Here is an 11632-nt window from a genome sequence, read left to right on the forward strand (position 1 = left end):
GGCAGTTCAGGCAGCGGCCCGCGAGCCGCCGCCTGACGCGCTACAGTTTGCCGTTTCTTCTTCATTGGCATATCCATGACTTTTACACCTCATGATATGCCTCGCCCACGAAATCACGGATAGGTCCAGGTTATCCAATGCGGTCAATGGCGTCCTCGGCTCCTATAATCATCAGCTTCGACTGGCGCAGCACTTCCGCGAGGAACGGATGACTTTTGCGTTTCCGTTCGAGAAATTCCTCGTGAGTGTATTGTGTGATCCGGACCGAGCGGCCGAGCCGTCTTTCGGCCGATTCGAGTGCGGCCGTGATTTGTCGATAGCTGAGCGTCTCGCTGACCAACATGACATCGACGTCGCTACCGGCGTGGTCGCTGCCTTGGGCAACCGAACCGTATACAAAGGCGAGTTGTGCGAGTTGTATCTCCGAGGTCAGCGGTGACGGCGCTTCGCGTTCCTGAAGGACATTCCCGGCAGCATCGCGCAATTCCGGTTCGACCCGCACAGACGGAAAAGTCGCGGTTTTCATCGTGGCCTCGTTTGCATCGCAATTGCGATACATCATCCCGCGCGCCCATGTGGCCTGCCAGTCACCCGAATGGCCAGTCGACCGAGCGCCTTCGCCACCGGCGGCCCGGCCCCCCACCAATGCTATCCTCTCGTCCGCTCATCCAGCGTCATCCAGCATCACCCAGCGAGATTCGACCATCATGACCCGACTGATCAAGCGCGCGTCCGCCGAGGCGCGCGCGTTCAAGCAACGCAAGGCGTCCGCCTACAACGGCTCCGAAAAACTCCAGCCGCCGCGCGTGAAGCGCCGCCCGGACATCGACGAACACGACGACGTGCCGGTGCTCGAGGCGCCGCGCAAGCCGCGCTTCGCGCCCGTTACGTTCTCCGAGGAAGGCGGCGTGCGCTTCCTGCACTTCGGCACCGAATGGGTGCAGGGCGCGATGCGGATCTCGAAGCCGCTGCATATCGAGCTCGAATACGCGCAGCAGATGATGGCATGGCTGCTGTTCCTCGAAACGCCGGGGCGGATCGTCCAGCTCGGGCTCGGCACCGGTGCGCTGACCAAGTTCTCGCATCGTTTCCTGCCGCACGCGAAGGTCGAGGCGGTCGAGCTGAACCCGGCCGTGATCGTCGCCGCGCGCACGATGTTCGCGCTGCCGCCCGACGACGGGCGCCTCGTCGTGCACGAAGCCGACGCATGGGATTTCGTCAATGACCCGGCCAACCGCGGCACGACCGGCGCGATCCAGATCGACCTGTACGACGCGACCGCGCGCGGCCCCGTGCTCGACAGCGTCGCGTTCTACCGCGCGGTGCGCGGCTGCCTGGCCGATGCCGGCATCGCGACGATCAACCTGTTCGGCGATCATCCGAGCTTCGTGCGCAACATGAAGCACCTGAACGCGGCGTTCGACCACCGCGTGATCGCGCTGCCCGAAGTGCACGACGGCAACCGGATCGCGATCGCGTTCTCGGGCCCCGCGCTCGACGTGCCGTTCGCGCAGCTCGACGCCCGCGCGAAGCTGATCGAGGACACGCTGAAGCTGCCCGCGCGCAAGTGGGTGAAAGCTTTGAAAGCCACGACCGGCGCACGCGAATCCTCGTTCGCAATCTGACGCGCCTGCGCCGGCCGCATGCCGGCGCCACCACGCGACAAGGGGCGGATCACCTCGGGTTCGCCCCTGCTTGACCGCGTGCTCGCGGCTCCTATACTGGCGCGAAGCTAGGGGAGCCGCAGCCTACCCGTTTTGCCGCTCCTCCCGGCGCCGTACCCGCTCAACAAGATCGATAACCGGGATAGAAGAGGAGACGTCATGGCTCACGATGCCGACGCCAACCGGGCTGCCAAGCGCTGGCTCTGGCTGCTGGTGCTGCCGCTGATCGCGATGGTCTGGGTGCCGTCGTACAGCAAGATCGAACCGCAATGGCTCGGTTTTCCGTTTTTCTACTGGTACCAGTTGCTGTGGGTCTTCATCAGCGCGGTGATCACCGCGTTCGTGTATTTCAAGACCAAGAACGCGTGGAAGGCGGGCGGCACGCAAGGAGGTGCGCGATGAATCTCGGTGCGACCTTCGTCTTCGTCCTGCTGTTCATCGGCGTGACGATCATCGGTTTCCTGGCCGCGAACTGGCGGCGCGGCGATCTTGCCCACCTCGACGAATGGGGCCTCGGCGGCCGCCGCTTCGGCACGATCGTCACGTGGTTCCTGCTCGGCGGCGATCTCTACACGGCCTATACGTTCGTCGCGGTGCCCGCGCTCGTGTTCGGCGCCGGCGCGATGGGCTTCTTCGCGCTGCCGTACACGATCCTGATCTATCCGTTCGCGTTCGTCGTGTTCCCGAAGCTGTGGAGCATCGCGAAGCGGCACGGCTACGTGACGGCCGCCGATTTCGTCAACGCGCGCTACGGCAGCCGGATGCTCGCGCTGGCGATCGCGGTGACGGGCATCCTCGCGACGATGCCGTACATCGCGCTGCAGCTCGTCGGCATCGAGGTGGTGATCGGCGCGCTCGGCTTCGACACGACCGGCTTCGTCGGCGATCTGCCGCTGATCATCGCGTTCGCGATCCTCGCCGCCTACACGTACACGTCGGGGCTGCGTGCGCCCGCGATGATCGCGATCGTGAAGGACGTGCTGATCTACATCACGATCGCCGCCGCGGTCATCGTGATCCCCGCGAAGCTCGGCGGCTTCGGGCACATCTTCTCCGCGGTGCCGCCCGCGAAGCTGCTGCTGAAGGCGCCCGACGCGGCGAGCCTGAACGGCTACAGCGCATACGCGACGCTCGCGATCGGCTCGGCGCTCGCGCTGTTCCTGTATCCGCACTCGGTCACGGCGATCCTGTCGTCGTCGTCGGGCAACTCGATCCGCCGCAACATGGCGATGCTGCCCGCGTACTCGTTCGTGCTCGGCCTGCTCGCGCTGCTCGGCTACATGGCGCTCGCCTCCGGCGTGAAGGACATGCCGCAGTACGCGCCGTACTTCAAGGCGTTCGGCCCGAACTTCGCGGTGCCCGCGCTGTTCCTCGAGTACTTCCCGTCGTGGTTCGTCGGCGTCGCGTTCGCGGCGATCGGCATCGGCGCGCTGGTGCCGGCGGCGATCATGTCGATCGCCGCCGCGAACCTGTACACGCGCAACATCCACCGCGAGTTCGTGAACCGCAACATGTCGCACGACCAGGAGACGCACGTCGCGAAGCTCGTGTCGCTGATCGTGAAGGTCGGCGCGGTGGCGTTCATCCTCGGGCTGCCGCTGACCTACGCGATCCAGCTGCAACTGCTCGGCGGGATCTGGATCATCCAGACGCTGCCGGCGATCGTGCTCGGCCTGTACACGCGCGTGCTCGACCATCGCGGCCTGCTGGCCGGCTGGGCGGCCGGCATCGTCTGCGGCACGTGGATGGCTGTGTCGCTGAAGCTGGCGAGTTCGATCTTCACGATCCACCTGTTCGGCCTCGCGATTCCCGGCTACGCGGCGGTGTGGTCGCTGGTCGTGAACCTGGTGGTGTCGGTGGTGGTGAGCGTGCTGGTGCGCGCGATAGGCATGACGCACGCGGAGGATCGCACGCGGCCGGAGGATTATCTCGACGTCGTCGAGGGCTGATACGGGCCGTGCGCGGCGGGGTGCCGCGCACGGGTCGCGCGGCAACGAAAACGCCCGCCACCGTGAGGTGGCGGGCGTTCGTTCTTGCGTCAGCCCCGCGCGCGTTTCGCGAGATCCTCGCGCTGCGACAGATCCTCGACGTTGACCATCCAGTGCACGCCGAAACGGTCCTTCGCCATCCCGAAACCGAGCGCCCAGAACGTCTTGCCGAACGGCATCGTCACTTCGCCGCCGTCGGCGAGCGCATCGAACAGCTTCCGGCCTTCGTCGACCGTCGCCGGGTTCAGCGACAGCGAATAGCCGGCGTGCGCGGCGCCGGCCGGCTGGCTGCAGTCCCCGTCCGAGCACATGATCATCGACTCGCCGATCGTGAAGCTCGCGTGCATCACCTTGTCGGCCATCTCCGGCGACATCGGGTAATCGGGGTTCGGCGGGGCATCCTTGAAGTGCATCTTGAACATCGTCTTTGCGCCGAGTGCCTTTTCGTAGAACTGAAGGGCTTCGTCGGCACGACCGTAGAACGTCAGGTACGGTTGAACTTGCATCGCTGTCTCCTGGGATGAGCCGGGCCGGCGCGTCGGCGCTGGCGTGGCGTCGTGCAAGATTGACTGGGGAAAGGGCGCATCGGGAGGCGGCCGGCGCACCCGTGACGTGGATTGTAGTGCGCGCGCTTGACGATGGAATGAAAAATAAAACGGCTGCGAACACGAAGTTCGCAGCCGTTTTCGGCGCGTATGCTGACGCCTGTTGTCAGTCTTGCTGACAGCCGCTGACGCGCGGCGCGATTCAGCGCAGCGCGTCGATCAGCTTCTCGAGCTTCACCGCGTCGGCGGCGAACACGCGGATGCCTTCGGCGAGCTTTTCGGTCGCCATCGCTTCGTCGTTCAGCTGGAAGCGGAACGATGCCTCGTCGATCGCGACGCGCTCGGCCGGCTTGTCCTGCAGCGTTTCCGGCGACAGCTTGCGCGCGACCGTGTCGTTGCTCTCCTGGAGCTTCTGCAGCAAATCGGGACTGATCGTTAGCAGGTCACAACCGGCGAGCTCGGTGATCTGGCTGGTCGTACGGAAGCTCGCGCCCATCACTTCGGTCTTGTAGCCGAAGGTCTTGTAGTACGTGTAGATGCGGCGCACCGATTGCACGCCCGGATCGTTCGCGCCGCCGTCGCGCGCTTCGTCCCATTCCGCGCCGGCCTGCTTCTTGTACCAATCGTAGATGCGGCCGACGAACGGCGAGATCAGTTGCGCGCCGGCTTCCGCGCACGCGGCGGCCTGCACGAGCGAGAAAAGCAGGGTCATGTTGCACTTGATCCCTTCCTTCTGCAGCACTTCGGCCGCGCGGATGCCTTCCCACGTCGACGCGAGCTTGATCAGGATGCGCTCGCGGCCGACGCCGGCGGCTTCGTACAGCTTGATGAGCTCGCGGCCCTTGTCGATCGAGCGCTGCGTGTCGAACGACAGGCGTGCGTCGACCTCCGTCGACACGCGGCCCGGGATCAGTTTCAGAATTTCGGTGCCGAACGCGATCAGCAGGCGGTCGATGATGAAATCGGTGCTTTCGTTGCGATGATCGCGGACGGTTTTCTCGAGGATCGGCTTGTACGCATCCTTCTGGACTGCCTTCAGGATCAGCGACGGGTTCGTGGTCGCGTCCTGCGGCTTGTATTGCGCAAGCTGCTGGAAGTCGCCCGTGTCGGCGACGACGGTCGTGTACTGCTTCAGCTGGTCGAGTGCGGTAGTCATGGCGATTCGGAAGAAGAGCGCGGGGCGCCGGGTTCTCACGGGCCGCGCGAACGCGGCGGCGAAGCGAAGCGGCGCCGGGCGCCGCTTCCGATCCATCATTTTAGGCCCGATTCGTGTCGAGCACGTTTTGGCGCGTCCGGCGCGCGCCGCGGTGGGCGGCGAGCCGCGTCACGCGGGGCGCCGCGCGTTCAGGATCACCTGCGTGACGACGCCCGCGACGAGCCCCCAGAACGCCGGGCCGATCGACAGCAGCGTGAGGCCCGAAGCCGTGACCATGAACGTGACGAGCGCCGCTTCGCGCTGCTTCACGTCCTGCATCGCGTTCGCGAGCCCGCTCATGATCGAGCCGAACAGTGCGAGCGCCGCCACCGACACGACGAGCGCCTTCGGCAGCGCGGCGAACAACGCGGCGATCGTCGCGCCGAAGATGCCGGCGATCAGGTAGAAGGTGCCGCACCACACGGCGGCCGTGTAGCGCTTCGCGCGATCCTCGTGCGCTTCGGGGCCCGTGCAGATCGCGGCCGTGATCGCCGCGAGGTTCACGCCGTGCGAGCCGAACGGCGCGAGCAGCAGCGACGCGAGGCCGGTCGTCGCGATCAGCGGCGAAGAAGGCGTCTGATAGCCGTCCGCGCGCAGCACCGCGATGCCCGGCACGTTCTGCGACGCCATCGCGACGACGAACAGCGGAATGCCGATGCTGACGATCGACGCGATCGAGAACGCGGGCATCGTGAACACGGGTTGCGCGAGCGCGACGTGGAAGCGGCTGAAGTCGAGCAGCCCCAGGCTGCCGGCCACCGCCGTGCCGACGATCAGCGTCGTCGGAATCGCATAGCGCGGCGCGAGCCGCTTGACGATCAGGTAGGTGAAGAACATCGCGAGCACGAGCGCGGTCTGGAACTGCGCGGCGTGGAATATCTCGATGCCGATCTCGAACAGGATGCCCGCGAGCAACGCGGCCGCGATGCCGGCCGGAATGCGCTTCATCAGCGTGTCGAACAGCCCGCTCATGCCGACGGCCGTCAGCAGCAGCGCGCATACGACGAACGCGCCGATCGCCTCCGGGTAGGGCACGCCGGGCAGCGACGCCACCAGCAGCGCGGCGCCGGGCGTCGACCATGCGACGACCACCGGCGCGCGAAAGCGCAGCGACAGGCCGATGGTCGTCAGCGCCATGCCGATCGACAGCGCCCAGATCCACGACGAGATCTGCGCGTCGGTGAGGTGGGCGGCGCGGCCGGCCTGGAACATCAGCACGAGCGAGCTCGTGTAGCCGGTCATCATCGCGACGAAGCCGGCCACGAGCGTGGACACCGACATATCGGCAAAAAAGCGGCGGCCGCCGGCGCGGCTGGCGCTCGCGGGGGGCGAAGGGTTCATGCTCTCTCCGGGGCGGCCGCTCGGACGCGGCCTGGGTATCTGCGGGTGGGTGTCGTTACTTGCTGAGTGCGCGCATCGCGGTTTCGAGGCCCGCGAGCGTGAGCGGATACATGCGCTGGCCGAGCACGTCGCGGATGATCGCGACCGACTGCCGGTATTCCCATAGCCGCTCGGGCTCGGGATTCAGCCATGCATGGTGGGGGAACTGGTCGGCGAGGCGGCGCAGCCAGACGGCGCCGGCTTCCGGGTTGTTGTATTCGACCGAGCCGCCGGGCTGCAGCACTTCGTACGGGCTCATCGTCGCGTCGCCGACGAAGATCAGCTTGTAGTCGGGCGTGAACTTGTGCAGCACGTCCCACGTCGCGGTGCGCTCCGAGTGGCGGCGGCGGTTGTTCTTCCACAGGTGGTCGTACACGCAGTTGTGGAAGTAGAAGAATTCGAGGTGCTTGAATTCGGCTTTCGCCGCGGAGAACAACTCTTCGGTGCGCTTGATGTGGTCGTCCATCGAGCCGCCGACGTCGAGCAGCATCAGCACCTTCACGTTGTTGTGGCGCTCGGGCACCATCCGCAGGTCGAGCCAGCCGGCGTTCGCGGCCGTGCTGCGGATCGTGCCGGGCAGGTCGAGCTCCTCGGCCGCGCCTTCGCGCGCGAAGCGGCGCAGCCGCCGCAGCGCGACCTTGATGTTGCGCGTGCCGATCTCGACCGAATCGTCGTAGTCGCGGTACGCACGCGCTTCCCACACCTTCACCGCGGTGCGGTTGCCGTTCGACGGGCCGCCGATGCGCACGCCTTCCGGGTTATAGCCGCCGTGCCCGAACGGCGACGTGCCGCCCGTGCCGATCCACTTGTTGCCGCCTTCGTGGCGTTCCTTCTGCTCGTCGAGCAGCGCCTTCAAACGCTCCATCAGCTTGTCGAGCCCGCCCATCGCTTCGATCTGCGCCTTCTCCTCGGGCGACAGCTCGCGCTCGAGGCGCTTCTCGAGCCAGTCGAGCGGGATGTCGAACGCCTCGGACGGCAACGCGGATACGCCGTGGAAATACGCGCCGAACGCCTGGTCGAACTTGTCGAAGTACTGCTCGTCCTTGACGAGCGTCATCCGTGCGAGGAAGTAGAACGCATCGATCGACGGCGAGATCAGCCCGGCCTTCAGCGATTCGAGCAGCGTCAGGTATTCCTTCACCGAGACGGGCAGCTTGGCTGCGCGCAGCGCGTAGAAGAAATTGAGCAGCATGGCCGGGCCTTCGCGGGTGGATTACCGGTTGTGCCGGTTCATGTAGACGAGCCGTTCGAGCAGGCTCAGATCCTGCTCGTTCTTCAGCAGCGCGCCGGCGAGCGGCGGCACGACCTGCTTCGCGTCCGCGCCGCGCAGCGCGTCGGCCGGGATGTTTTCGGCGAGCAGCAGCTTCAGCCAGTCGAGCAGCTCGGACGTCGACGGCTTCTTCTTCAGGCCCGACACGCCGCGCAATTCGAAGAAGCTCTCGAGCGCCGCGCGCAGCAGTTCCTCGCGGATGTTCGGGAAGTGCACCGCGACGATCTTCTGCATCGTCGACGGATCGGGAAACTGGATGTAGTGGAAGAAGCAGCGGCGCAGGAACGCGTCGGGCAGCTCCTTCTCGTTGTTCGACGTGATGATGACGAGCGGACGGTGCTTCGCGCGAATGGTCTCGCGCGTCTCGTACACGTGGAACTCCATCCGGTCGAGCTCGCGCAGCAGGTCGTTCGGGAATTCGATGTCGGCCTTGTCGATCTCGTCGATCAGCAGCACGCTCGGTTGCTCGGCGTCGAACGCCTGCCACAGCACGCCCTTGACGATGTAGTTCGCGATGTCCTTCACGCGTGCGTCGCCGAGCTGCGAATCGCGCAGCCGCGACACGGCGTCGTATTCGTACAGACCCTGCTGCGCCTTGGTGGTCGACTTGATGTGCCACTGCAGCAGCGGCATGCCGAGCGCGGCGGCCACTTCCTCGGCGAGCATGGTCTTGCCGGTGCCGGGCTCGCCCTTGATCAGCAGCGGGCGTTGCAGCGTCAGCGCGGCATTGACCGCGAGCTTCAGATCGTCGGTGGCGACGTACTGCGAGGACCCTTCGAAACGCATGGCGGCGCTCTTCTTCAACGGGAAAAAAACCCAGTATAAGTCAGAAGGGCTGTCCGGGCGGGCCGCGCCCGCGTATCGTTGCGGGGCTGTGGCGGGGCTGTGGCGGGGCCTGCCGGGGCGCCGTATGGACGCATTCCCTGCCGACGCGGTACAATCTGGCCGTTTTTTTTGGCCTGCGTGGCGACCGACAAGCAAAACGGCGCGGGCCGTTGCCGCTTCGGCGCCAGTTTCCCCTCAAGCTAGGTTACAAGAGCTATGAACAAATTCGTCGGCAAACACGTCGTTGTCGCAGCGCTCGTGGCGCTCGCGGGCAGCGCGCAGGCGGCCGGTGTGGTCGGCAACCCGAAGGACGGGGCGAGCAAGGCCGCCATGTGCATCGGTTGCCACGGCATCCAGGACTACCGCGCGGCGTACCCGGAGGTCTACCGGGTGCCTGTCCTCGGCGGCCAGAACCAGCAATACCTCGAGAACGCGCTGAAGGCCTACCGCAAGAAGGATCGTCACTTCCCGTCGATGAACGCGATCGCCGGGTCGCTGACCGACCAGGACATCGCGGATCTGTCGGCGTACTACGCCGCCCAGAAGGCCGACTCGAAGGACAACCCCTACAAGTAAAGCGCGCGCCGCCGATCTCTCCGGCGGGACAGGAGCATTCATGAACAACGCATTCAAGACGGCGGCGGTGGCACTGGCGGCTGGCCTCGCGATCGGTACCGCGCATGCAGCGGATATCTCGAAGGGCAAGGAACTGGTCGAATCGCACAACTGCGCGGCCTGCCACGGCGCGCAGCTGAACAACCCGATCAACGCGGAGTACCCGCGCCTCGCCGGGCAGCACGCCGACTATCTCGTGTGGGCGATGCGCCAGTACCAGATGGGGCTGACGAACCCGCTGCTCGGCCGCAACAACGCGATCATGCAGGCGCAGGTCCAGAACCTGTCGGTCAGCGACATGAAGGACATCGCGTCCTACATCGAGTCGCTGAAGGAAACCAACCTCGTGTTCAAGAAGTAAGCGCGACGGGCCTCACGGGCTCGCGCGGCGAAGATACCCCGCCTCGGCGGGGTATTTTTTTGTCCGCTCCGCAGCCTCCGCGCCGGCCGATGTGCCGGCCGGGGCGCTCAGTCGCGCGACGCGCGGCGCAGGATGCGCTGCAGGTAAGCGTCGGTATCGGGCGGCGTGTTCGTGCGCTGCGCTTCCCAGATCGTCTCGCCGAGGCATTCCATGATCGCGTGCTGCGCGTCGTGGGTCGAGTCGAGCTTCGCGGCCAGCTTGTCGTGCGCGGCGCGGATCCCGGGCGGCTGGTCGATCGACAGCTGCTCGCTGATCGCGAGGTGCATCGACAGGTGCAGGAACGGGTTGGTCCGGCCTTCCTCGGGCGTGTAGTTGCGCGCCGCCGCGCCGTCGGCGTCGGCCAGTTCGTCGTGGTACTCGGGATGCTCGACGATCCAGTCGGCTGCGATCGCTTCCAGCGGCGTCAGGATCTCGCCCGCGCGCTGCTTGCGCCAGGTCTCGGTGAAAAAGCGACGCACGTCGTCGCGGCTTGGATTGAACATGGTGGGGAAACGTCGTGATTCGGGCGGCGTCATGCCGCGTCGCGCATTGTACGCCGGCGCGGCCGGCGGCGCTGGCGACGGCCCCGGTCCCGGCCGTTGCTGGCGGGAGGCGGGCAGGCGGCACGGCGAGGGTCGTTGCAGCCGCTCGCCGCGCAACGGGTAAGCGGGGGCTAGGCTCGCCGCCTCCGCGCCGCTACACTCCGACGATTCCCGTCACGGCAGCCTTGCTCGCGCGCTTTCATCTTTCATCATGACCGCCACCGTCCGCTCATCGTCCGCCGCCCTGCAGGGCGCGCTCTACGTCGCGTTGTCCGCCGCCGCGTTCGGCGCGATGGCGATTTTCGGCCGCTATGCGTATGCGGCCGGCGTCGACGTGCTCGGGCTGCTGATCGTGCGCTTCGCGATCGGCGGCGCGGTGCTCGCGGCGATCGCGCGGCACCGCCGCGTCGCGTGGCCGCGCGGGCGCTCGCTCGCGCCGCTGGTGGCGATGGGCGCGCTCGGCTACGTCGGGCAATCGTTCTGCTATTTCAGCGCGCTGCAGCACGCGCAGGCGAGCCTCGTCGCGCTGCTGCTGTACCTGTATCCGGCGTTCGTCACGCTGCTGGCCGCGTGGTGGCTCGGCGAGCGCCTCACGCGCGCCAAGGCCGTCGCGCTGGTGCTGTGCGTCGCGGGCTCGGCGCTGATGGTCGGCGGCGGGCACGGCGAGCCGCTCGGGATCGCGCTCGCGCTGGCCGCCGCGGTGATCTACTCGCTGTACATCGTCGGCGGCACGAAGGCGACGCGCGGCGTCGATCCGCTCGCGACCACCGCGATCATCTGCCTGTCGGCCACCGCGACGCTCGTCGCGATCGCGGTCGTGCGAACGGCGGCGTTCGGCGCGCCGCCGCGCTGGCCGGCCACGGCCGGCGGCTGGGCGTCGATGCTCGCGATCGCGCTCGTGTCGACGGTCGCGGCCATGCTCGCGTTCTTCTCCGGGCTCGAACGGCTGGGGGCCGCGCGCACGTCGATGCTGTCGACGCTCGAACCGGTCGTGACGGTCGCGCTCGCGGCGCTGCTGTTCGGGGAAGCGTTGTCGCCGCTGCAGTGGGCCGGCGGCGTCGCGATCCTGGCGGCCGTGCTGGCGCTCGTGCGCGCGGGTGGCGCAGCCGCCGACGACGCGACGGCGACGTCCAACGCGTAGGCGGGAAGGGGCGCGCGGCTGGCGCCGCAGCGGGGCCGGCCGGTTGTCGCGCGCGGCCCGAGCGGCC

General features: G+C 66.9%; 13 protein-coding genes. 6 read left to right on the forward strand and 7 right to left on the reverse strand.

What is annotated here, in order from left to right; all coding sequences use genetic code 11:
• Positions 1-130: 130 nt before the first annotated feature.
• Positions 131-526 carry a nucleotidyltransferase domain-containing protein gene (locus tag QZM72_RS28030; RefSeq protein ID WP_301739716.1) on the reverse strand — a complete coding sequence of 132 codons (396 nt, stop codon included), beginning with the start codon at positions 524-526 and terminating at the stop codon, positions 131-133.
• A 181-nt stretch (positions 527-707) separates the two neighbouring features.
• On the opposite strand from QZM72_RS28030, the gene QZM72_RS28035 reads away from it, so the two are divergent.
• From QZM72_RS28035 to mctP, 3 genes are all read left to right on the forward strand, one after another.
• The gene (locus tag QZM72_RS28035) at positions 708-1625 is read left to right on the forward strand and encodes a spermidine synthase (protein ID WP_301739717.1); all 918 of its coding nucleotides are present in this window, start codon (positions 708-710) and stop codon (positions 1623-1625) included.
• Between the two features lie 198 nt (positions 1626-1823).
• Positions 1824-2066: a DUF3311 domain-containing protein gene (locus QZM72_RS28040; RefSeq protein ID WP_301739718.1), complete on the forward strand. Its 243-nt coding sequence runs from the start codon at positions 1824-1826 to the stop codon at positions 2064-2066.
• A complete protein-coding gene (gene mctP / locus QZM72_RS28045) occupies positions 2063-3613 on the forward strand; it encodes a monocarboxylate uptake permease MctP (protein WP_301739719.1) in 1551 nt (516 codons plus the stop codon). The genes QZM72_RS28040 and mctP overlap by 4 nt, the downstream gene beginning before the upstream one ends.
• Positions 3614-3702: 89 nt before the next feature.
• On the opposite strand, the gene QZM72_RS28050 is transcribed toward mctP, so the two are convergent.
• From QZM72_RS28050 to QZM72_RS28070, 5 genes are all read right to left on the reverse strand, one after another.
• On the reverse strand, positions 3703-4158 hold the full coding sequence (locus QZM72_RS28050) for a VOC family protein (RefSeq protein ID WP_301739720.1): 456 nt from the start codon (positions 4156-4158) through the stop codon (positions 3703-3705).
• Between the two features lie 241 nt (positions 4159-4399).
• Positions 4400-5353, reverse strand: a complete 954-nt coding sequence (gene tal / locus QZM72_RS28055; protein ID WP_089468258.1) for a transaldolase — start codon at positions 5351-5353, stop codon at positions 4400-4402.
• A 168-nt stretch (positions 5354-5521) separates the two neighbouring features.
• Positions 5522-6733, reverse strand: coding sequence for a benzoate/H(+) symporter BenE family transporter (locus QZM72_RS28060; protein ID WP_301739721.1), 1212 nt, complete (start codon positions 6731-6733; stop codon positions 5522-5524).
• 55 nt (positions 6734-6788) lie between these two features.
• Complete coding sequence (locus QZM72_RS28065) at positions 6789-7964, reverse strand: VWA domain-containing protein (protein ID WP_050018108.1); 1176 nt, start codon at positions 7962-7964, stop codon at positions 6789-6791.
• 21 nt (positions 7965-7985) lie between these two features.
• Positions 7986-8828, reverse strand: a complete 843-nt coding sequence (locus QZM72_RS28070; protein WP_089468257.1) for a MoxR family ATPase — start codon at positions 8826-8828, stop codon at positions 7986-7988.
• 255 nt (positions 8829-9083) lie between these two features.
• Between QZM72_RS28070 and QZM72_RS28075 the strand changes: the two genes are divergently transcribed.
• Both QZM72_RS28075 and QZM72_RS28080 read left to right on the forward strand, forming a co-directional pair.
• A complete protein-coding gene (locus QZM72_RS28075; RefSeq protein WP_043189035.1) occupies positions 9084-9443 on the forward strand; it encodes a c-type cytochrome in 360 nt (119 codons plus the stop codon).
• A gap of 40 nt (positions 9444-9483) precedes the next feature.
• Positions 9484-9843 carry a c-type cytochrome gene (locus QZM72_RS28080; protein ID WP_301739722.1) on the forward strand — a complete coding sequence of 120 codons (360 nt, stop codon included), beginning with the start codon at positions 9484-9486 and terminating at the stop codon, positions 9841-9843.
• 107 nt (positions 9844-9950) lie between these two features.
• Here QZM72_RS28080 and QZM72_RS28085 read toward each other — a convergent pair whose 3' ends face one another.
• Positions 9951-10385 carry a DUF1841 family protein gene (locus tag QZM72_RS28085; protein ID WP_006490655.1) on the reverse strand — a complete coding sequence of 145 codons (435 nt, stop codon included), beginning with the start codon at positions 10383-10385 and terminating at the stop codon, positions 9951-9953.
• Between the two features lie 250 nt (positions 10386-10635).
• Here QZM72_RS28085 and QZM72_RS28090 point away from each other — a divergent pair, with 250 nt between their 5' ends.
• Positions 10636-11565, forward strand: a complete 930-nt coding sequence (locus QZM72_RS28090) for a DMT family transporter (protein WP_089468083.1) — start codon at positions 10636-10638, stop codon at positions 11563-11565.
• Positions 11566-11632: the final 67 nt, after the last annotated feature.

Origin of the sequence: Burkholderia sp. AU45388 (assembly GCF_030481585.1) — a bacterium.
GTDB lineage: Bacteria > Pseudomonadota > Gammaproteobacteria > Burkholderiales > Burkholderiaceae > Burkholderia > Burkholderia sola.

Coding starts and splice junctions, on each gene's coding strand:
- QZM72_RS28030 (WP_301739716.1), bottom strand. CDS start 526: ATGAAAACCGCGACTTTTCCGTCTGTGCGGGTCGAACCGGAATTGCGC.
- QZM72_RS28035 (WP_301739717.1), top strand. CDS start 708: ATGACCCGACTGATCAAGCGCGCGTCCGCCGAGGCGCGCGCGTTCAAG.
- QZM72_RS28040 (WP_301739718.1), top strand. CDS start 1,824: ATGGCTCACGATGCCGACGCCAACCGGGCTGCCAAGCGCTGGCTCTGG.
- mctP (WP_301739719.1), top strand. CDS start 2,063: ATGAATCTCGGTGCGACCTTCGTCTTCGTCCTGCTGTTCATCGGCGTG.
- QZM72_RS28050 (WP_301739720.1), bottom strand. CDS start 4,158: ATGCAAGTTCAACCGTACCTGACGTTCTACGGTCGTGCCGACGAAGCC.
- tal (WP_089468258.1), bottom strand. CDS start 5,353: ATGACTACCGCACTCGACCAGCTGAAGCAGTACACGACCGTCGTCGCC.
- QZM72_RS28060 (WP_301739721.1), bottom strand. CDS start 6,733: ATGAACCCTTCGCCCCCCGCGAGCGCCAGCCGCGCCGGCGGCCGCCGC.
- QZM72_RS28065 (WP_050018108.1), bottom strand. CDS start 7,964: ATGCTGCTCAATTTCTTCTACGCGCTGCGCGCAGCCAAGCTGCCCGTC.
- QZM72_RS28070 (WP_089468257.1), bottom strand. CDS start 8,828: ATGCGTTTCGAAGGGTCCTCGCAGTACGTCGCCACCGACGATCTGAAG.
- QZM72_RS28075 (WP_043189035.1), top strand. CDS start 9,084: ATGAACAAATTCGTCGGCAAACACGTCGTTGTCGCAGCGCTCGTGGCG.
- QZM72_RS28080 (WP_301739722.1), top strand. CDS start 9,484: ATGAACAACGCATTCAAGACGGCGGCGGTGGCACTGGCGGCTGGCCTC.
- QZM72_RS28085 (WP_006490655.1), bottom strand. CDS start 10,385: ATGTTCAATCCAAGCCGCGACGACGTGCGTCGCTTTTTCACCGAGACC.
- QZM72_RS28090 (WP_089468083.1), top strand. CDS start 10,636: ATGACCGCCACCGTCCGCTCATCGTCCGCCGCCCTGCAGGGCGCGCTC.